At 50.5% G+C, this 20,635-nt stretch carries 17 protein-coding genes; 9 read left to right on the forward strand and 8 right to left on the reverse strand.

The window, feature by feature from the left end; all coding sequences use genetic code 11:
• Window positions 1-569: 569 nt before the first annotated feature.
• From HI950_RS17055 to HI950_RS17065, 3 genes are all read right to left on the reverse strand, one after another.
• The gene (locus HI950_RS17055) at window positions 570-1,418 is read right to left on the reverse strand and encodes a carbohydrate ABC transporter permease (protein ID WP_169084184.1); all 849 of its coding nucleotides are present in this window, start codon (window positions 1,416-1,418) and stop codon (window positions 570-572) included.
• Between the two features lie 20 nt (window positions 1,419-1,438).
• Window positions 1,439-2,326: a carbohydrate ABC transporter permease gene (locus HI950_RS17060; RefSeq protein ID WP_169084185.1), complete on the reverse strand. Its 888-nt coding sequence runs from the start codon at window positions 2,324-2,326 to the stop codon at window positions 1,439-1,441.
• A 97-nt stretch (window positions 2,327-2,423) separates the two neighbouring features.
• Entirely contained in the window at window positions 2,424-3,668 is a 1,245-nt protein-coding gene (locus HI950_RS17065) for a sugar ABC transporter substrate-binding protein (RefSeq protein WP_169084186.1), read from the reverse strand.
• Window positions 3,669-4,205: 537 nt separating this feature from the next.
• Here HI950_RS17065 and HI950_RS17070 point away from each other — a divergent pair.
• From HI950_RS17070 to HI950_RS17105, 8 genes are all read left to right on the forward strand, one after another.
• Window positions 4,206-6,362, forward strand: a complete 2,157-nt coding sequence (locus HI950_RS17070) for a glycoside hydrolase family 3 N-terminal domain-containing protein (RefSeq protein WP_169084187.1) — start codon at window positions 4,206-4,208, stop codon at window positions 6,360-6,362.
• Window positions 6,363-6,378: 16 nt separating this feature from the next.
• Window positions 6,379-9,771 carry a GH36-type glycosyl hydrolase domain-containing protein gene (locus HI950_RS17075; protein WP_223285341.1) on the forward strand — a complete coding sequence of 1,131 codons (3,393 nt, stop codon included), beginning with the start codon at window positions 6,379-6,381 and terminating at the stop codon, window positions 9,769-9,771.
• Between the two features lie 78 nt (window positions 9,772-9,849).
• The gene (locus HI950_RS17080) at window positions 9,850-10,833 is read left to right on the forward strand and encodes a LacI family DNA-binding transcriptional regulator (RefSeq protein ID WP_169084188.1); all 984 of its coding nucleotides are present in this window, start codon (window positions 9,850-9,852) and stop codon (window positions 10,831-10,833) included.
• Window positions 10,834-11,077: 244 nt separating this feature from the next.
• The gene (locus HI950_RS17085) at window positions 11,078-11,530 is read left to right on the forward strand and encodes a MarR family winged helix-turn-helix transcriptional regulator (protein WP_169084189.1); all 453 of its coding nucleotides are present in this window, start codon (window positions 11,078-11,080) and stop codon (window positions 11,528-11,530) included.
• 160 nt (window positions 11,531-11,690) lie between these two features.
• Complete coding sequence (locus HI950_RS17090) at window positions 11,691-12,092, forward strand: DoxX family protein (protein ID WP_169084190.1); 402 nt, start codon at window positions 11,691-11,693, stop codon at window positions 12,090-12,092.
• 65 nt (window positions 12,093-12,157) lie between these two features.
• Window positions 12,158-13,105, forward strand: coding sequence for a ring-cleaving dioxygenase (locus HI950_RS17095; RefSeq protein WP_169084191.1), 948 nt, complete (start codon window positions 12,158-12,160; stop codon window positions 13,103-13,105).
• The gene (locus HI950_RS17100; RefSeq protein WP_169084192.1) at window positions 13,105-13,716 is read left to right on the forward strand and encodes an alpha/beta hydrolase; all 612 of its coding nucleotides are present in this window, start codon (window positions 13,105-13,107) and stop codon (window positions 13,714-13,716) included. The genes HI950_RS17095 and HI950_RS17100 overlap by 1 nt, the downstream gene beginning before the upstream one ends.
• Before the next feature lie 51 nt (window positions 13,717-13,767).
• Window positions 13,768-14,382 carry a flavin reductase family protein gene (locus HI950_RS17105; protein ID WP_169084193.1) on the forward strand — a complete coding sequence of 205 codons (615 nt, stop codon included), beginning with the start codon at window positions 13,768-13,770 and terminating at the stop codon, window positions 14,380-14,382.
• A gap of 80 nt (window positions 14,383-14,462) precedes the next feature.
• Here the strand turns inward: HI950_RS17105 and phnE (HI950_RS17110) are convergent, their stop codons facing one another.
• The 4 genes from phnE (HI950_RS17110) to HI950_RS17125 all read right to left on the reverse strand — a co-directional run bounded on the left by phnE (HI950_RS17110) (window position 14,463) and on the right by HI950_RS17125 (window position 17,923).
• Window positions 14,463-15,266, reverse strand: a complete 804-nt coding sequence (gene phnE / locus HI950_RS17110) for a phosphonate ABC transporter, permease protein PhnE (protein ID WP_169084194.1) — start codon at window positions 15,264-15,266, stop codon at window positions 14,463-14,465.
• Window positions 15,263-16,054, reverse strand: coding sequence for a phosphonate ABC transporter, permease protein PhnE (gene phnE, locus HI950_RS17115; RefSeq protein ID WP_169084195.1), 792 nt, complete (start codon window positions 16,052-16,054; stop codon window positions 15,263-15,265). Before phnE (HI950_RS17115) ends, phnE (HI950_RS17110) begins: the two co-directional genes overlap by 4 nt.
• Window positions 16,051-16,824 carry a phosphonate ABC transporter ATP-binding protein gene (phnC, locus tag HI950_RS17120; RefSeq protein ID WP_169084196.1) on the reverse strand — a complete coding sequence of 258 codons (774 nt, stop codon included), beginning with the start codon at window positions 16,822-16,824 and terminating at the stop codon, window positions 16,051-16,053. The genes phnE (HI950_RS17115) and phnC overlap by 4 nt, the downstream gene beginning before the upstream one ends.
• Before the next feature lie 118 nt (window positions 16,825-16,942).
• Window positions 16,943-17,923: a phosphate/phosphite/phosphonate ABC transporter substrate-binding protein gene (locus HI950_RS17125; protein WP_169084197.1), complete on the reverse strand. Its 981-nt coding sequence runs from the start codon at window positions 17,921-17,923 to the stop codon at window positions 16,943-16,945.
• Between the two features lie 206 nt (window positions 17,924-18,129).
• On the opposite strand from HI950_RS17125, the gene HI950_RS17130 reads away from it, so the two are divergent.
• Window positions 18,130-19,686: a bifunctional metallophosphatase/5'-nucleotidase gene (locus HI950_RS17130; RefSeq protein WP_169084716.1), complete on the forward strand. Its 1,557-nt coding sequence runs from the start codon at window positions 18,130-18,132 to the stop codon at window positions 19,684-19,686.
• Between the two features lie 73 nt (window positions 19,687-19,759).
• Here the strand turns inward: HI950_RS17130 and HI950_RS36730 are convergent, their stop codons facing one another.
• The gene (locus HI950_RS36730; protein ID WP_169084198.1) at window positions 19,760-20,590 is read right to left on the reverse strand and encodes an AraC family transcriptional regulator; all 831 of its coding nucleotides are present in this window, start codon (window positions 20,588-20,590) and stop codon (window positions 19,760-19,762) included.
• Window positions 20,591-20,635: the final 45 nt, after the last annotated feature.

Raw genomic sequence — 20,635 nt, forward strand, 5'->3', positions numbered from 1 at the left:
AAGCCCAATTGGCGGGTTGAGCGCCTATAATAAGTCTACTTTCTAGACCTATTTCCGTGAATTGGGCTAGTTGGTGAAGAATAGATCTAGTTTCTAGATCTATTTCCGCTGGCGGAGTGCCCGGAAGCACATTTGGCGGGTTGAACGCCTATAATAAGTCTACATTCTAGACCTATTTCCATGAGTTGGGCTAGTTGGTGAAGAATAGATCTAGTTTCTAGATCTATTATCGCTAGCGGGGTATCCAGAAGCCCATTTGGCTGGTTGAGCGCCTATAATAGGTCTACTTTCTAGACTTATTTCCGTGAATTGGGCTAGTTGGTGAAGAATAGATCTAGTTTCTAGATCTATTATCGCTGGCGTAGTGCCCGGAAGCCCAATTGGCTGGTTGAGCGCCTATAATAAGTCTACTTTCTAGACTTATTTGCGTGAGTTGGGCTAGTTGGTGAGGAATAGATCTAGTTTCTAGATCTATTTCCGTCAGAGGAACTTCCTGTTGCCCACTTGGTTGCGCGAAATAAAAAAAGCTGCCCTTTAAGGTTGATAACCTTTTGGGACAGCTCCGGTGATTACTTAATGCCTGAAATGGCGTAGTTCTCGATAATGTGCTTCTGAAAGAAGATAAAAATGATTATAATCGGCACGACCATAAACGTGGAGCCGGCCATCTGAAGCGCATAGTTGCCGCCGTATTGCCCTTTAAGCAAGGACAAGCCGACGGATAGCGTGTACAGCTTCTCGTCATTGGCAATAATGAGCGGCCATAGGAAGCTGTTCCATCCGCCGATGAAGGCGAGAATACCTTGTACCGCGAGAATAGGCTTCGAGATCGGAAGCACGATCTGCAGGAAGGTACGGAATTCGCTTGCACCGTCAAGACGGGTCGCTTCAAGCAGCTCGTCCGGAATGGTGGACATAAACTGACGGAACAGGAATATGCCGAACGCCCCGACAAGGCCTGGCAGCACGACGCCGATCATCGTATTCGTGAGATGCATCTCATTCAAAATCAGGTAGACCGGAATCATCGTAACCTGACCTGGAATCATCATCGTAGCGAGCACGATATAGAACAAGTTATTGCTGCCCTTGAATTTATATTTCGCAAAGCCGAACCCGGCCATCGCATTCATGAATAGACCGATAAAGGAGAAGAGGACGATAATGAGCGTATTTTTCAAATAGACGCCAAAGTTCATATTCTCGAACAAATTTTTAAAGTTTTCCGTCGTGAACCGCTCAGGCAGCAGGGTAGGTGGGATATTTTGAATCTCGCCCTCCGGCTTGAAGGCAGAAAGGATCATCCATACGAAAGGAAGGATGACCAATACCCCGCCGACTGCGAGGCAAATGCCCAGTATCCACTTGAGCGCTTTTTCGCCGCTTGAGGCGCTAGACGCTTTGGTTTGCGAACTCATCCATTACACCTCCGTTAGGATTATAGATCCGTTTCTTTGTTTTGAAATCTGAATTGAACGAGCGTAATAATAATGATTGCGATAAACAGGACGAACGATCCCGCTGCCGCATATCCGAAGTTGCTAAGCTGGAAGCCGTTGCGGTAAATGAACAGCGCCACAGAGGTCGTGCTATCGAGCGGGCCGCCGTTTGTCATAATGAAGGGCTCCTCGAAAAATTGCAGCCAGCCGATCATCGTCGTGATCGATACGAAGAAGATCGCGAAGCGAAGCATCGGAATCGTAATATAGATAAGCTGCTTCCAGGTGCTTGCGCCATCGAGCTGAGCCGCCTCGTAGTAAGATTTCGGAATGCCTTGCAGAGCAGCGATAAAGATGATCATATTTAGACCGATCCCTCTCCATACCGCCATCAGAATAAGCGATATCTTGGCCATAATTGGGTCTTGAAGCCAAGGAACGGTAGGCAGATGGATCGAATCGAGTGCATAGTTAAGCAGACCAAAAGCCGGATTGTAAAGAAAGCCCCATACAACCGCAACGGCTACAACGTTCGTTACCGAAGGCATGTAATAAATAACGCGGAAAGCTTTGAACGCACGGTTCGCGCCAAAATTAATCATGATCGCAATAGCGAGCGAGCATAAGATAACGAGTGGAACCCCGATAATAACGTAAAACAACGTATTCAATATGGCTTTTACAAAAATAGGATCGGCCAGCACGTCTACATAGTTTTTGAATCCGACGAATGAAATATTGGACCAGTCAGCGAGACCCGCCAAGTCCATATTAGTAAAGCTTATTATTAAGGCTACGAGGATCGGCAATAACGAGAATAAGGTAAGTAAAATAAGCGTTGGAGCGATAAAGAAATACGGTGCCTTGCTCTGGGAGATCCCTTTCATATACGACCCTTCCTTTGCTATGAGCGCCTGGCTTCTTCCATTCCTAATGGAACCGGCAGCGGCTCCGTTTCAGGAGCGCTGCCGACACTAGCGATCATTATTTATTCAAAATTTGCTCGGATTTAGCGTTGAAGCTGTCCAGTTCCTTCTGTACGTCTGAGTTGCCGCGGTAAATTTTCTCGAATGTGGATAGAACGTTTTGGGCAATTTCTTCCCATGGCTTAATAACTGGCATTGGCTCCGAGTTGTTCATTTGCTCGCCAATAACTTTCAAGTTAGGGTCAGTCGTCAAAGCTTCGTCTTCCCATGCTTTCTTCGTGGAAGGAAGGGAGTTCGAAAGCTCCAGCCATTTCAATTGCGTTTCAGGCTTGCTCATGTAAGCTAGGAATTTCAAAGCTTCCTCTTTGTGCTCCGTATATTGGAATACGGACAGGTTAGAGCCGCCTAGGGAAGATAGATTGTTCTCTTTCTTAGGAAGCACGGCAGTAGCCCACTTGCCTTTAAGCTCAGGAGCTTGGTCGTTGATTAGTTTAATCATCCATGGGCCGCTGATGAACATAGGCAAAATGCCATCGCCCTTGAACGCAGGGATGATGTCCATGCCAAGATCAATCGGCGCAGAGCCGTCTTTGAAGAAGCTGTTCAAATAGTTGACCGCTTCAACAAACTCGGGTTGGTTGAATAACGGCTTGTTGTTCTCGATAAGCTTCGAGCCATTTTGACGCGCAAACATGAATAGAAGCGATTGCTCGTTTACATCTAGGCTGATGCCGTACTTGTTTTTGCCGCGAGCTTTGAGCTTGGTTGCAGCATCCTTCAGCTCGTCCCACGTTTTAGGAGCTTGATCATATCCGGCTTCCTTCAGAAGGTCTGTACGGTAGTAAAGCACGCGAGTGTCGATATACCAAGGCACGCCGACAGTTGCATTTTCGTATTTAGTCGTTGTAATCGAACCGGGATAGAAGTTCTCTTCAGCAAGCTCCGGATATTGCTCGACGTAAGGAGTCAGATCCAAAAGCGCTTTGGCGGAGCCGAATTCAGGAATCCAAGTCGTACCCATTTGAAGCACGTCCGGGCCTTTCTTGGAAGCGACAGCCGTTAGCAGCTTGTCATGCGCCGTATCCCAAGGAAGCGCCTGTACATTGACTTTAATGTTAGGATTCTCGCTTTCGAATTGCTCAGCAATTTTCGGCAAGGCTTTGGCTTCTTCACCCATGCCCCATACGTTGATCGTTACTTTGCTGTCAGCGGCTTTGTCGTTTCCATTGCCACCGCAGGCAGTGAGTGCTCCGATAATCAGCATAGAGCTGGCTAGCGTAGTTGCTACCGATTTTTTAAACATAAAAAATACCTCCCGAGTAAAAGATTCTAATAAGTACTATGCAGTGAATAAGTGCAAGTTATGCACGAGGGCGGCTGTCATTTCAGCCAAAATGCCGAACGGGACAAGCAGAATGCTGCTCATACACCTCCTGAAGCAAAAACGATCGCCACATGATATATAGCCTATCTTTTTGATGTGGTGAAACGTTTCTATTAACGAAATAATACCCCATTTAAAACTTCCAAACCAAACTGCAATTGATCCTCGAAACGTTTCGACATCATTATAGATCAAACTGAAATCGTATTCAAGCCTTTTTTATTGAACAAAAATAGTCTTATATTGGCAATATAAACGTTTCTATCCTATTTGAAACAGTCATTGACGACTCTTTTTGAATTGTTTATAATCCAGATTAGGTATCAATAGAAACGTTTCGATTCCGTAAAACATGGGGTAATACACATAGTTGTGTTGTATAGACTGATGGACCTGCAAACATTAATGATAAGAATGATGGATCTGAATTGGATACAACGAGGGAGGAACACGGATATGGTGAAGCAACCTGCGGAGCTTCTAAAGCTCATGACGCTTGAGGAGAAGGTTGGTCAGCTGCTGCAGCTGGCGGCGCCTTTCTTTCAAGGCGCGGATGGGCAAATAACCGGACCGATGGCGGAGATGGGCATAACGGAGGAAACGGTGCGCAATACCGGCTCGGTTCTAGGCTTAACGGGCGCTAATGATGTCATTAACGTTCAGAAGCAGCATTTGGCGACCAACCGCCTTGGCATACCTCTGCTCGTTATGGCGGATATCGTCCACGGCTACAAAACGATCTTCCCCGTGCCGCTGGCGATCGGCTGCTCGTGGGATTTGGAGCTGGCCGAGCAAAGCGCGGAGATTGCGGCCAAGGAAGCCGCTGCGGCTGGCGTACACGTCACGTTCGCGCCAATGGTCGATCTCGTGCGTGACCCAAGATGGGGAAGAGTGATGGAATCGACCGGCGAGGACCCTTACTTGAACAGCGAGTTTGCGAGAGCATTCGTAAGAGGCTTCCAAGGGAAGGATCTTGCTAACGATGTTAGCCGCGTTGCTGCCTGCGTGAAGCATTTTGCGGCATATGGAGCTGCAGAGGGCGGACGCGACTATAACACGGTTGATCTTTCCGAGCGTCAGCTTCGCGAGTTTTATTTGCCTTCCTATAAAGCGGCGCTGGACGAAGGCTGCGAAATGGTCATGACGGCATTCAATACGGTAGACGGCATACCAGCTACGGGCAACAAATGGCTGATGCGCGATCTGCTTCGCGGCGAATGGGCGTTTGACGGCGTCATGATCTCCGATTGGGGCGCTGTAAAAGAGCTGATCCCGCACGGTGTTGCGGCGGATGAGGCAGAGGCGGCGATGAAAGCGATCAGAGCGGGCGTAGATATCGAGATGATGACGACCTGTTACGCCGATCATCTCCAGCGCCTTGTCGAAGCGAACGAGATTGACGAAGCGCTGATAGATGAAGCTGTGCTGCGTATTCTGGAGCTGAAGCAGAAGCTTGGTTTGTTCGAGCAGCCATACCGCGGCGCGAATGCGGGGCTTGAGCAGGAAATTGTGGGCTCGGCAGCCCATCTGAAGGCTTCGAGAGAGCTGGCGCTTAAATCATGCGTTCTCTTGAAAAATGAAGCTGTTCTTCCGCTTGGGCGCGAACAGAAAATAGCGTTAATCGGCCCGTTCGCGGCTAACGGCGATATTCTTGGTCCATGGTCTTGGCTTGGCTCTAAGGACGAGGCGGTTCAGCTGGCAGCAGGCATAGCGAGCAAGATCGATGCGTCGCTGCTGTCTGTGTCAGAGGGCTGCGGCATCGAATCGGCGACAGACGAGCAGTGGCAAGCAGCGCTTACGGCGGCAAGCCATGCGGATGTCCTTGTGCTGGCACTGGGCGAGCATTCCGATATGAGCGGGGAAGCGGGAAGCCGCTCCGATATCCGGCTGCCGAAGGTGCAGCTGGAGCTGGTCGCCAAGCTGAAGCAGCTAGGCAAGCCGATGGTCGCTGTATTATTCAACGGTCGGCCGCTTGATCTGCATGGCGTTATCGATCAAGCAGACGCGGTGCTGGAAGCTTGGTTCCCAGGAACAGAGGGCGGCGCAGCTATTGCGGAGCTGCTGTTCGGCGAAGCCGAGCCAACGGGCAGGCTGACGATGTCATTTCCTTATTCCGTCGGCCAAGTGCCGGTCTATTATAACCGGTTCAATACTGGCCGTCCGCAGGGCGCTCCGGATGCGCAGGTGAGATACGTATCGCAATACTTGGACATTCCGAATGAGCCGCTGCTGCCGTTTGGCTACGGGCTAGGATATACGACCTTTGAATACAGCGGAGCGGAGATGGCCGTGGATACGATGAGTGCCTCGGAGCCATTGCGTGTAAACATAACCATAACGAACACGGGTGCTCGCGATGGCGAGGATACCGTGCAGCTGTACGTGCGGGACATGGCTGGCGACGTCGTGCGGCCGCTGCAGGAGCTGAAAGCATTCCGCAAGGTAATGCTGCAGCCGGGCGAGAGCAAAGAAATCTCCTTCACGCTGGAGGAGCAGCAGCTGCGCTATTATCATGCTGATCTTACGTTTGCTAGCGAACCTGGCGACTTTGAACTATATATAGGTCCTAATAGCCGTGATGTAACGGCGCTTAAATTCAAACTAAGCAAGTAGAAAGGCAGTGAGAAGCATGGAAGCTGTAATCGATACGCTTAAGGCGATGGATTTGGTACAGATAAAAGCAGGAGAGCTGACTTTTGATTTTTTGAGCAGCGGGGATCTTGCAAGAGCTGTTCATCAAGGAACGATGCTGAATCAAGTGGTGTCGAACGCGGTTGACGGATCACTTAACAATCTTTATTTGCGCATGCATGGCGCAGAAGGCATATCTTACGAGCCGCTGCTTGGCATTCGTTCAACGAGCCGCATGTCGGCGGCAGGCGAACGCCTGCTTTGGGAGGGGACGGCGTTTGGCAGCATCCCTTACCGCGTTGTTTTCACTGCGACGAAGCATGGCATTTGGTTCTGGGATGTAACGGTTGATTCGCTTGGAAGCGAAGCAAAGATCGACATCATCTACGGACAAGATATCGGACTAGCCGATATCGGCGCGGTACGGACAAACGAAGCCTATATGTCGCAGTATGTTGACCATAAGGCGTTTAAAGACGAGAAGCAAGGCTATGTGCTGTGCTTCCGTCAGAATCAGCCGATGCAAGGCGGCGCATTCCCTTATGTGCAGCATGGCTCGCTTACGGGTGCGGCTGGCTATTCGACGGATGGGTTCCAATTTTTCGGCCTCAGCTATAAGGAAACGGATGTGCCGGAGGCGCTTGCAAAGCCTACGCTCGCGAATGAAGTATATCAATACGAATTCGGATATGCGGCGCTGCAATCGGAGCTTACCCAGCTTAAGGGGGAAGCGCGCTTCGTATTTTATGGCTTGTTCAAAGCGGATCACCCTTCTGCTGTCGATTCGCTCGCATTCGGCGCGGAAGTTCGGAGCGCTTGGGAAGAGGTTGAGCGCTCCAAAGACGCTGACCTATCAGCAGCCTCTGAGCCTTCAGCTCAAGTAGAAATCGCGGCTGACATCGGTTCGCCTGTACGTACGGCATCGATGACTTCGGCGGAGATTGACGCCTATTTCCCTTTCCGTCATCAAGAGGAATGGCAGGATGGCAAGCTGCTTTCCTTCTTCACTGACAGCCATGAGCATGTTGTGCTGAAGGAGAAAGAGCTGCTTGTTGAACGTCCGCATGGTCATATTCTAATGTCCGGCGGCAATGACAAGATGACTGAGAACGTCATGACGACAACTTCATATATGTATGGCATTTTCAACTCGCAGCTTCTTGCAGGCAATACGAACTTCCATAAGATGCTTACAAATGCCCGCAGCGCTCTGAATACGCTCAAAACCTCGGGTCAGCGCATCTACGTAGAGGTGGAAGGAACGTACCGCCTGCTCACAATGCCTTCGATGTTCGAGATCGGGTTCAACTATGCCCGTTGGTATTACAAGATGGCAGACGATACGCTTATCATTACGAATTTCACGACAGTCGATACGCCTGAGGTTCGTCTCCACTTGCGTTCGGTTAACGGGAAAGCCTATCGCTGCCTCGTTTCGAACCAAGTTTCAATGAACAACAACGAATATGAGCTTCCCTTCCATATGGAGCAGGCGGATGGCGTATTTTCGTTTAAGGCAAACCGTGAATCGATCAGCTCCTCTGTCTTCCCTAATCTGCAATACCGGATGACGGTTAATGGAGCGGACATGACAGCAGGCGATGAAAGCTTGCTTATCAGCGGCGTTAAGCCTGGGGCAGCTTCGTTAGTGGTTCTTCAGCTTGGCGCAAGCACAGAATGGACGATTACGATGCAAGGTCTCTTGCATGGTGAGGATCTGCCGCTCATAGAACGGAAGTCGGAGCTGGAAATCGAACGCTACCGTGAATTTTTCCGGGATGTGATGAACGGCTTCCGCCTGTCTGGGGAAGGAACAGCTGAAGCTGCGGCTGAGCTGGACAAAGTGAACGCGCTGGCATGGTGGTACACGCACAATATGCTCGTCCATTATTCCGTTCCGCACGGACTAGAGCAGTATGGCGGGGCAGCGTGGGGAACGCGTGACGTTTGCCAAGGCCCTACGGAATATTTTATGGCGATGCGCAAATACGAGCAGGTTGCTGAAATTCTTAAGACCGTTTATTCGCATCAATATGAGGATGACGGCAACTGGCCGCAATGGTTCATGTTCGACCAGTACTTCCGCATTCAGCAGGAGGAGAGTCATGGCGACATTATTGTCTGGCCATTGAAGGTGCTTGGCGATTACCTCGCTGCGACGAAGGATTACAGCATTTTGCAAGAACGCGTTCCTTATACGGTACGCCACAAGGGTGAATTTACGACGGAATCGGCAACGCTGCTCGAGCATGCGCTGAAGGAAATTGCTTATATGAAGGATCACTTCCTGCATGACACGCATTTGTCTTCGTATGGCGACGGCGATTGGGATGATACGCTTCAACCGGCAAATGCGCAGTTGAAGCAATATATGATCAGCAGCTGGACAGTCGCGCTGACGTATCAGGTGATTGCGCAGTTTGGACGCGTAATGGAGGCAGTGGATGCAGTGCAGGCCGCTGAGCTTACGGAGCTGGCAACCGCGATCAAAGAGGATTTTAACCGATACATGCTTCAGCAGGAAGTTATTCCGGGCTTCGTCTATATGGAGAAGCCGGGCGATGCGAAGCTGATGCTGCATCCTACGGATACGACTACAGGCATTCAGTACCGCCTGCTTCCTATGACACGCAGCATGATCAGCGAGCTGCTGACAGAGGAGCAAGCGGCGGAGCATTACCGCATTATTAAAGAGCAGCTGTATTGCCCGGATGGCGTGCGGCTCATGGATCGCCCTGCGCAGTATGCGGGCGGCGTAAGCACGAACTTCAAGCGGGCGGAGCAGGCAGCGAACTTCGGCCGGGAGGTTGGCTTGCAATACGTGCATGCTCACATCCGCTATGTAGAAGCAATGGCGAAGCTGGGCAAGACCGATGAAGTGTGGCAAAGCCTCTTGATGATTAATCCGGTCGGCCTTCGCGATGTCGTACCAAATGCGGAGCTGCGCCAAAGCAACTCGTACTTTAGCAGCTCGGATGGCAAGTTCAATAACCGCTATGAGGCGCAAGAGCGCTTTGGCGAGCTGCGTGAAGGGACAGTACCGGTTAAAGGCGGCTGGCGGATCTATTCAAGCGGCCCCGGCATTTATATGAACCAATTGATTTCGAATGCACTCGGCATTCGTCAATCAGAAGGCGAGCTGGTCATCGATCCGGTTCTGCCTGCCAAGCTTGACGGCATGCAATTCGAATTCATGTGGAACGGCTTGCCGATCATCTTCGTCTATCGCATCAGCGAGGCGAAGCAGATTACAAAGATTACGATTAACGGCAAGGAAATGCCGCTAATACCGTCAGCTAACCGCTATCGTACAGGCGGTATGCAAATTCCGGGCGAGCAATTGAAAGCAAGCCTGAATGCGGCATCCAACCGGATAGAAATTTTTATGTAAGAAGCTGACTGGCGGTATCCAAGAACCGCCAGTCTTTGTGATATAGTGAAGGAACAATGATAGATAGGAGCGAGTGCTGTGGTTAGTATTAAGGATATCGCTAAACAAGCGGGGGTCTCGATCTCGACGGTATCTTACGCGCTTAACGGCAGCCCCAAGGTGACGGACGAGACGACAGCAAGAATACTTGCTATCGCCAAGGAATTGAATTATGTCCCGAACGCTGCTGCGAGATCGCTCAAGACGAGGGAAACGAAAATTATCGGTGTCTTTCTTACCGACTTCAGCGGCGCGTTCTATGGCGATCTCCTGCAAGGAACGAAGGAGATTCTGTCGCAAAAGGGCTATGACCTTATTGTATGCAGCGGCAAGCAGTCCCATCGGATGCTGCCCGAGCGCATGATCGACGGGGCCATTATATTGGATGAGACATTCGGCAGCGAAGAGCTGATGAGCTATGCAGATCGCGGCCATAAGCTCGTTGTACTGGATCGAGAGCTTTCGCATCCGAACATCAATCAGGTGCTGCTCGACAACAAGGCGGGAGCTAGGCTGGCGGCGGAATATCTTATCGAGCAAGGGCATCGAACGCTTTACGTCGTAACGGGACCTAGCGGCTCATACGATTCGAAGCAGCGGCTGCAGGCAGTTACGCAAGCGGTAGAGCGGACAGCCGGCGTTACGCTTACCGTCATCGAAGGCGATTTCAACAAGTCGGCGGGGGAGCGGGCAGCGGCGCGAATTATGGCAGACAGCAGCGGCGGTTCGGTCTCCGCCTCTGTGTTTTGCTTCAATGATGAGATGGCGATCGGCATGTACAATTATTTGGCGGGGAACTATCCGAACATTCGGATTGGGGAACATATTCATATCGTTGGGTTCGATAATATGGAGCTGGCTTCGTATACGCAGCCACGTCTATCCACGATTGATTATTCGAAGCGCAAATGGGGAGCGCTTGCTGCCGAGCAGCTCATTAAGCTTATAAGCGGCGAAACGGTTGAGCATGAACGGATATATGTTACGCTAATCAAAGGCAATTCAGTCAGAACGGCTAAGTAAAACAAAATGGCAGGAAATGACCCGAGAGATTTTCTATCCTTATGATAGGGAATCTCTTTATTTTATACTTAGCGATGGGATTCCATCTAGATTTGAAAAATCGAGCTCCGCTTTCATTCCTATGTTGTTTTCCGTGCCTGCAAAAAAGTTTAGAAAAGCAGTTGACAACTGTTTCAAAATATATTATCTTTAATTCAAGATAATTAACTTAAAGATAAATGCAGCGCAGAAGGGAGTGATAATCATGGCCAACGAAAAACAAAAACAAAATGATTCATTAGATCTCTTCATCGCGCTGTCTAGAGCGACCCAATGGGTGAACGCGCATGCGGATCGCGATATACGTAAAAATGGCTTAAACCGGACAGAATTCGGCGTGCTTGAGCTGTTGTATCACAGAGGGCCGCAGCCCTTGCAGCAAATCGGCGAAAAGGTGCTGATGAGCAGCGGCAACATTACGTATGTGGTCGACAAGCTGGAGAAGAAGCAAGCAGTTCGCCGCAGAGCCTCAACCGAGGATAGACGTCTTATCTACGCCGAGCTGACCGATCAGGGCAAGCAGTTCGTGGAGGAAGTATTCCCCGGCCATCAAGCGACGATCGAGCAAGCGGTAAACGGGCTTACGGCGGAAGAGAAGCAAGTGGCAAGCAAGCTTCTGAAGAAGCTAGGCAAGTTTGCGCAGGAGAATTATAAGTAGCTGGGATGTTCTTAAATGAGCAGAGTCCTCATTCTTTTCAAAGCGAAGTAGGCTTTAACAGCTATAGGCGGCATCAGCCGCTCCTGTTCGTCTAATATCTTAAATTAGAGATTCTTTAATTAGCGATAAAAACAAAAACAAAAAAATGGAGGAATTTAAAATGAGTATGGCATTAGGATTGTTGGTAGTTCGTGTAGTTGTAGGTTTGTTGTTTGTAGGGCATGGCGCGCAGAAGCTGTTCGGATGGTTTGGCGGTTATGGTCCAAAAGGAACGGGCGGCTGGATGGAGTCGATTGGCATTAAGCCAGGGGTAGCTATGGCGGTAGCCGCCGGACTGATGGAGTTGGTTGGTGGACTGTTATTTGCAGCAGGACTTCTTACGCCGCTTGCCGCAGCGCTTATCGTGCTCGCGATGCTGGGCGCCATTGTAAAGGTGCATGGTCCGAACGGCCTATGGGCTACAGCTAATGGTTATGAATATAATTTGGTGTTAGTAGCCATTGCTATAGGTGTTGCTTTAACAGGTGCTGGCGACTATTCGATTGATGCGCTTATCCGTTAATCTGTCATTTGGTTCGTTACATTACTTTAAAACTAAACTAATATAAAATAGGGAGTGTGTTCGATATGACAACGCAAACGACTGGTATTCATCATATAACTGCTTTTGTAAGAAATCCTCAGGTTACGGCTGATTTTTACGCAGGGGTGCTTGGCCTCCGCTTGATTAAAAAAACGATCAACTTTGATGCCCCTGAGGTTTATCATCTGTACTTCGGCAATGAAATCGGAAGTCCGGGTACGATCATTACGTTTTTCCCTTGGGAAAACTCACGCAAAGGCAAAGTTGGCGGCGGTCAGGTTGGTTACACCACCTATGTTGTTCCCACTGATGCGTTCGATTTCTGGAAAGAGCGGCTTGCAAAGCTGAATGTAGATGCGGTGCAAACGTCGAGATTCGGCGAACAGTATTTGCAATTTGTCGATCCGGACGGCTTAAAGCTTGAAATCGTTGCCCGTGAGCAAGGCGCTTTAAGCAAATGGGCATTTGGCGGAGTTCCAGCGGATAAAGCGATCAAAGGGTTCGGGGGCGCGATTTTGTACAGTACCGCTCCTGCCCAAACGGCTGAGCTTCTTGTAAAAGTGATGGGGCTTTCGAAAGTCGGAGAAGAGGGCGGCTATGCCCGCTTTCAAGCGACAGGTGACCTCGGCAACCTAATCGACGTTAATGTCGAAAGCATGGAGCTGGGCCATGGCGGCGCCGGCACTGTCCACCATATCGCATGGCGGGCGAAAGACGATGCGGAGCATGCGCTATGGAGAAGCCATGTCGAGAGCAATGGGTTCCAGCCTACGCCAATCGTAGACCGTCAATATTTTAACGCGATCTACTTCCGCGAAGCCGGCGGCATTTTATTCGAGATTGCAACGGATCCTCCGGGCTTTGCTCGCGATGAAGAGCCGGCGCACCTCGGCGAGAAGCTGATGCTTCCTGCTTGGTATGAAGAGCATCGCACACAAATCGAGCAATTATTAACGCCATTTGATATCAGGGTATTGGAGGAGGATAAATAATGAAACATCTATTCAAACAAGGGACCGATCAATCTGCACCCGTACTGCTGCTTTTGCACGGTACGGGAGGAACCGAGCGGGATTTGCTCCCGCTCGCGGACCACATATCACCAGATTCATCTGTGCTTAGCGTAAGAGGGAATGTGCTGGAGCATGGCATGCCGCGTTATTTCCGCAGACTAGCTGAAGGCGTCTTTGATCTTGAGGATTTGGTATTCCGTACGAAGGAGCTAAATGATTTTCTAGACAGCGCCGCAATCGAGTATAGCTTTGACCGCAGCAACATCGTAGCGATCGGCTATTCCAATGGTGCCAATATTGCAGGAAGCTTGCTGTTCCATTATGAGGGAACGCTGCGCGGCGCGATTTTGCATCACCCGATGGTGCCGATCCGCGGCTTGGAATTGCCAAATCTGGCTGGCGTGCCTGTCTTTATCGGTGCAGGCTCTAACGATCCGATATGCACGCCGCAGGAGACCGAAGAGCTTGATCGTTTGCTGCAAGGAGCTGGAGCTCCCGTTACGGTTCACTGGGAGCAGCATGGCCATCAGTTGACGAGCTCAGAGGTAGCAGCCGCTGCCGCTTGGTATAAGAAAACCTTCAAGTCCTAATAAAAGCATGCAGATTTAAGCAATCATAATGCCGTGAAAGGGGAGCTGACTGTGCTATCCATTGATCCAACGAGCCAAAGCGTACAGGATAATTACAAGCTGCTGATCGGCAGCATTGTGCCTAGGCCTATCGCTTTCGTTACGACGCTATCGAGCGAGGGAGTGCTGAATGCAGCGCCGTTCAGTTTCTTTAATATCGTGACGGCTAATCCGCCGATGGTTGCGGTATCGGTGCAGCGCAAGCCGGGCGGTGCCTTGAAGGACACCGCCCGAAATGCAGCAGCCGCAGGCGAATTCGTCGTTCATATATCCGACGAGAGTTACATTGAAGCGTTAAATGAGACTGCAGCGAATGTACCGCCTGAGGAGAGCGAGGTAGCTATAGCCGGACTGACGGCGATTGCGAGTGAACATATTAGCGTACCTGGCGTGGCCGAGGCGAGAATACGAATGGAATGCGTATTGGAGCAATCACTCCCGCTTGGCGGTACTGAAGCATCTCCAGCTTGTGACCTGCTCATTGGTCGCGTTGTACGATTTCATATCGATGAGGCGTTGTACGAGAACGGTCGGATCAACGCCAAGGCTTTGAAGCCAGTCAGCCGCCTAGCCGGCAGCGATTATGCGAAGCTGGGCGATCAGTTTTCCATTGAGCGTCCTGTTTGATGAATAGATAAGCAAGCAATACGAAACAGCCCGTACCTTGTGAGCATTCACCGGTGCGGGCTGTTTTTTGACATTGTAGTCTAGATAAGGCGCTTGCGGATCACGCCGGAAAGAAGATCAATAATCGTAATTAGAATGACGATACCGAGCAAAATAATGCCGACGCGATCCCAGTTGCGGGTGCTCAGGGCGAAGATGAGCGGCGTGCCGATGCCGCCTGCCCCAATGACGCCGAGAATGGTCGCAGAGCGCATATTGATTTCGAAGCGGTAGAGCATATACGATAGGAAGCCGGGCAGCACCTGCGGAATGACGGCAAACCATAGGATTTGCAGCCGATTCGCGCCGGAGGAGAGCAGCGCCTCCACGGGTCCCTTGTCCATATTTTCCACTTCATCGGCAAACAGCTTGCCCAGCATGCCGACCGAATGCAAGCCCAGCGCAAGCACGCCGGCGAAGGAGCCTGGCCCGACCGCTTTAATGAACATGAGCGCCAGCACGATTTCGGGAACGGCCCGAATGAAGCTGAGCACCATTTTGCCAGAGCCTGACACGAATCTCGATCCGCTCATATTAACCGCAGCCCAGAAGGCAAGCGGCAGGCAGAGCAGCGCAGATATAAAGGTGCCCAAAATGGATATGGCGAGCGTCTCCAGCAGGCCTCTCAGCAAATCCTCGCCTTCAGGCAAATAAACGAAGCCCCAGTCCGGGGAGAGGATGCCGGTTACGATTGCTTTCGTAATTTGAACGGCGGTTTCTTTAATGCCCGTAAACGGGATGCCCGCAAACGCCCATATATAGACGGCAGCAAGCGCTAAGTAGATCAGCCAGCGGTAACGGTTATTTTTTGGCTTACGAACGATTGTGTTCCATGGTTTAGTCATAGCAGCTTCTCCCGCAGCTTCGTGCTTGAATAATCAATGAGCAAGACGATGGCTAGTGTAAATATAATGATGACGCTTGTTTTGTCGTATTCCAAAAAACCTAACGTAATTTCATAATAATGACCGATGCCGCCAGCGCCTACGAGACCAAGCACGGCTGCTGCGCGAACGTTGATCTCAAACGTATAAAGCGTAAAAGACATGAAATGAGCTTGAATTTGCGGGATAACCGCATATATAATCCGCTGCAAGCCGGTTGCTCCGACGGCGGTCATCGCTTCAAGCGGTCCGCGGTCTATCGCCTCCAGAGCCTCATAGGTTAGCTTTGCGATTAAGCCTAATGAGAAAATGGTCAGCGCCATCATGCCCGGCAGCGGGCCGATGCCAACGATGGATACAAAGATGGCCGCGAGCAGCAGATCGGGAATGGTACGGATCAGATTGAGCACGAAGCGCAAAGGATAACGAAGCCACCCGCTCTTCGTTATGTTGCTGGCGCTAAGCAAAGCGACCGGAATGGCCAATATGGCGCCGATTGTCGTGCCGATGAGCGCCATTCGAATCGTCTCCAGCATCGCGCCGACGATATTGTCGAAATAGGACCATTTTGGCGGGAACATCTCCTCAAGCAGGTCGAACATATTCGGAAAACCTTCAATAAGCTCCCCTAACGTAGCATCGGTCTGGACGGAGCTGCCCCACAGCAGCAAAATAATGATCATTGCCGTCAAATAATGCTTAAGCCTGCTTGGCGCCTTCGGACGATTAAGCTCCGTTTGTGTACTCATGCGCGTCGCTCTCCCAGCAGCTCGGCTTCTTCAATCGGGCGTCCGTAAATTTCCGCAAAACGTTCGTCAGTCGCCTCAGCAACAGGGCCGTCAAATACGACTTGTCCAGCGCGCAAGCCGATGATCCGGGTAGCGTATTGCCTCGCCAAATCCACATAGTGCAGATTCACAACCGTAGTGATGCCCAGATCGATATTGATTTTTTTGAGATCATCCATGACTTGCTTCGTCGTAAGCGGATCTAAAGAGGCGACGGGCTCGTCTGCCAAAATAATTTTGGCTTCCTGCGCGAGCACGCGCGCGATCGCTACACGCTGCTGCTGTCCGCCGGACAGCTCATCGGCGCGCGAATACGCCTTTTCGACAATATTAACGCGTTCCAGCGCTTCGAATGCAATATTCATATCCTTCTCGGGAAATCGTCCCGATATCGTTCTTAGAGTGGAATGATAGCCGACGCGGCCCGCGAGCACGTTGCGCAGCACGGAAGAACGCTTGACGAGGTTGAAGCTTTGAAAAATCATGCCGATGTTGCGGCGGATCAAACGCAGCTGCTTCCCTTTCGCGCTTGTAATGGATTGTCCTTCAATGAGAATATCGCCCTCCGAAATATCGTGAAGACGGTTAATCGAGCGCAGCAGCGTCGATTTTCCGGCGCCCGAAAGCCCGACGATGACGATGAATTCCCCTTTTGCAAACGTTAAATTAATGTTGTTCAAGCCTTTTGTCCCGTTTGGGTACAATTTAGATACATTCTGAAGCTCTATCACGGGAGGATCATTCCTTTGCTCAATATCGTCGTAATAAAGGATAGCCAGTCCGGGCGCAAGTAGGCGCGAACTGGCTTTCGATACGCTATTAGAGGTGCTTTTTTGCGGGGATGGAAGATTACTCGGTCTTAACCTTCTCGCCGTATTCGCGAACGATATTGAAGATGCTGTCCTCGGATTTCACATAGCCCTGGTGGGAGTAGATGTCAAAAATAATTTGGCGGCTAGCTTCGTCGGTGCCAAGCGCAATAAAGGCATCTTGAATTTTTGTCATCCATTCTGCATTCATGTCGGAACGAACGGAAATCGTGTCATTCGGAATATTTTCGGTATACGTCAATACGCGTGTATCTTCAAATACAGTCGGGAAATCCTTCGCTACGATCGTGCGGGCATCTTGGAAAATAGCAGCCGCGTCAACATCGCCGTTCAATACAGCAATAACGCCTTGGTCATGGCCTTTTACGGTAACAGCCGTTACGTCCTTAAGCGGATCAATTCCAGCTTCGAGCAACTTGCCTGCCGGCCATACGAAGCCTGCGGAGGAGGTTACGTTTTGGTAAGCGATTTTTTTGCCTTTCAAGTCCTCAATCGATTTAATAGGGGAATCCTTCTTCACGATAATCATCGATTTGTAGAAATCAACGAGCTGGTCGGTCGGAGCGCCCGTGTCGTCTTGTACGCCAAAGCGCTGCGCTTGAAGAATAACTTCAGCAGCACCCTTGTCCTTTGCTAATACATAGGCAGTTGGGGGAAGGAAGCCTACATCTACTTTTTGCGAAGCCATCGCTTCGATAATGGTGTTGTAGTCGGTAGAGATGCTTACTTCAACTGGGATGCCAAGCTTATCGGAGAGCAGCTGCTCAAGCGGCTTCGCCTTTGCTTCCAGCGTATCTGCATTTTGTGAAGGGACGAATTGCACGGTCAGCTTCTCTGGCACATACCCCTCGGCTTGTTCGGTGGCAGCTGGAGCATTTGTAGCATTTGTTGCAGCGTTGTTTGTTGCCGCAGCTTCGTTATTCGTTTTGTTTGCGCCACAAGCACTGAGCAGAGATACGGACAATAGCAACGGAAAAACAAACTTAGCGATTTTTTTCAAACGATAACCCTCCAAAAATTCTAGTTTATGGTACTTGGTTAACTATAAGGACGGATTATTATCAGATCGTAAAACAGAGGATAAGCTTTTGTAAATTTGGTATATTTTGGTCCATACCTGCTAGCTTAGCTGTTAAAATAGAAGGATTAAGGCAGTTGGAGGGAACGCATCGAGTGAAAACAAATGACGTATTTACGTATGAGATCATGGTGACAAGCGATATCCACGGCCATATTCAGCCGGTCGATTATCGCACGCGCGAGGAGCGCCATACGGGGCTAGCCAAAATCGCAACGCTAGTGAAAGCGGCAAGGCTGCAAACGCCGGAGCTCCTGCTGGTGGATAATGGGGACCTGCTGCAGGGAACGCCATTTGCCTATTATTCCGCGTCAGCGGGCAAGGAGCAATTGAATCCAGCCATTGCAGTGCTGAATGAGCTGAAATACGATGCGGCGGTGCTCGGCAACCATGAGTTTAACTACGGCTTGGAGCTGCTTGGCAAAGCGGTGAAGGATTCCAGCTTCCCTTGGCTGTCGGCGGGCATTGTGGATTGCGATACGAATAAGCCTGCATTTGGCAAGCCATATATCGTAAAAACGTTAAGTCAGGGCATAAAAGTAGCTTTGTTAGGCGTTACGACACACTATATTCCGAATTGGGAAAACCCCGCTCATATTAGAGGGCTAACCTTCATGGATGCGCTGGAAGCGGCCAAGAAATGGGTCGCCCATATTCGAAAGGAAGAAAAACCGGATCTGCTCGTCGTCGCTTATCACGGCGGCTTCGAGCGCGACCTATTAAGCGGCGAGCCGGCGGAGAAGCTTACGGGGGAAAATCAGGCCTACGCCATGTGTACGGAGCTGGAAGGCATTGACGTGCTTATTACGGGGCATCAGCATCGTTTTCTCGCAAGCGAGCTTGGTGGTGTTGCCATCCTTCAACCGGGCTGCAATGGGCAAGCGTTAGGCAAAGTCAGCGTCGCATTCCGGAGAGGGCAAAGCGGATGGACCATTGCGGAGAAGAAGGCGGAGCTGCTGAGATTAGATGAGACGGTTGCCGCTGATCCCGCGATCCTGGTGCTGACGCAGGAGGTGGAGGCACAGACGCAGATCTGGCTGGACCAGCCAATCGGGCAAGTTGCCGGCGATATGACGATAGCAAGCCCGCTGCAATGCCGCAGCGCAGACCATCCTTTTATCGAGTTTATGAATAAGGTACAGATGGATGCGGCGGGCGTTGATGTCTCGAATGCAGCGCTGCTGAGCAATGAATCCGAAGGCTTCCGCGGTGATGTGACGATGCGGGATATACTTGCGAATTTCATGTATCCGAACACGCTGACCGTGCTGAGGCTTACCGGAGCGGATGTAAGAGCGGCGCTTGAGCTGACTGCGGCGTATTTCCAAGTGAATGAGGACGGTACATTAGGCGTCAATCCAGCCTACATTGTGCCGAAGCTGCAGCATTACAACTACGATATGTGGGAAGGCATCGAGTATGAGTTAAACGCGGCGATGCCGATCGGTCAGCGTGTCACGAAGCTGCTTCGGAACGGACAGCCTTTGCAGGGCGGCGAGGAGCTTGAGGTCGTCATGAACAATTACCGGGCAGCCGGCGGTGGGGATTATGATATGTATCAAGGCAAGCAGGTCGTGCGCGAGGTACAGATCGATATGGCGGAACTGGTCGCCCAGTATTTGCAGAAGCATGGCGTGGTCGAGGTAACGTGCAACAACAATTGGCGGGTTGTCATGGAAGCTTAATTACAAGGAGCAGCCCGAAGCCGGAAAATATCGTTTTGGGCTGCTTCTTCTTCTTCCTTCCGCTGTGTTGGCGCTATACCCGATTCATCCGACGATATTCAGAGGGGCTAACCTTCACTTTTTTTGAAAATATTCGGCTTAAATAAAATCCGTTGCTGTAACCGCATGCTTGGGCAATTTGCTCTAATGGCAAATGGGTCTCGGTCAGAAGTGATTTGGCTTTTTCTATTCGAAGCGTGGATAGGTAGCGAGAAGGCGCCAAGCCTACGCTCCGCTGGAACCTGCGGCTAAGCTGTACAGGACTTATGCCGAGCTCAGCTGCAAGATTATGCATGCTTATATCCTGATAGCGATTCTGATGAATGAAGGCCTTGGCCTGTTCAATAAGCGGATCAGCAAACTCAGCCTCCTGATTAACGGGATAGGATTCCGTCTGGCGGCAAAATTGCCAAATATCGTTCAGTATATGATTTTGCCAATACAGATTCTGATCCTCGGTGGATCCCGATTGCTGCTTTAGGCTATTCAAATTGTCGGCCAGGCGATTCCGGTGCTGAATGATCAGCTTGTATGCGGATTCGGACAGCTGCTGCTGGACCGCATGTTCACGTTCATTCATGGCGAATGCATGGCTTGAAACCGAGCCAAGAGTAAATCCGATAAAGTGAAACGATAACGCATGGATCACGCTGCGATGAAAGCGATAGCCCGGCGGACAAACGACCACATCTCCCATTCGAGCTGTTCCCTCTACTTCCCCTATTCGATACGAGAAGCTCCCGCTCTCCACGGCAAACAGCACCCATAGATCATACGTATCTACGCTTAATTGAAACTGGGACTTGCTATCCCAAAAGATATGGTGAGAAAGAATAGGATAAAGGCTGGAGCTGAGTAGCGTCACTTTTCTCCACCTCCACGATGAAATAAAGTATATGGGTATATGATA

This window comes from Paenibacillus sp. PL91 (genome assembly GCF_012935325.2).
Lineage (GTDB): Bacteria > Bacillota > Bacilli > Paenibacillales > Paenibacillaceae > Pristimantibacillus.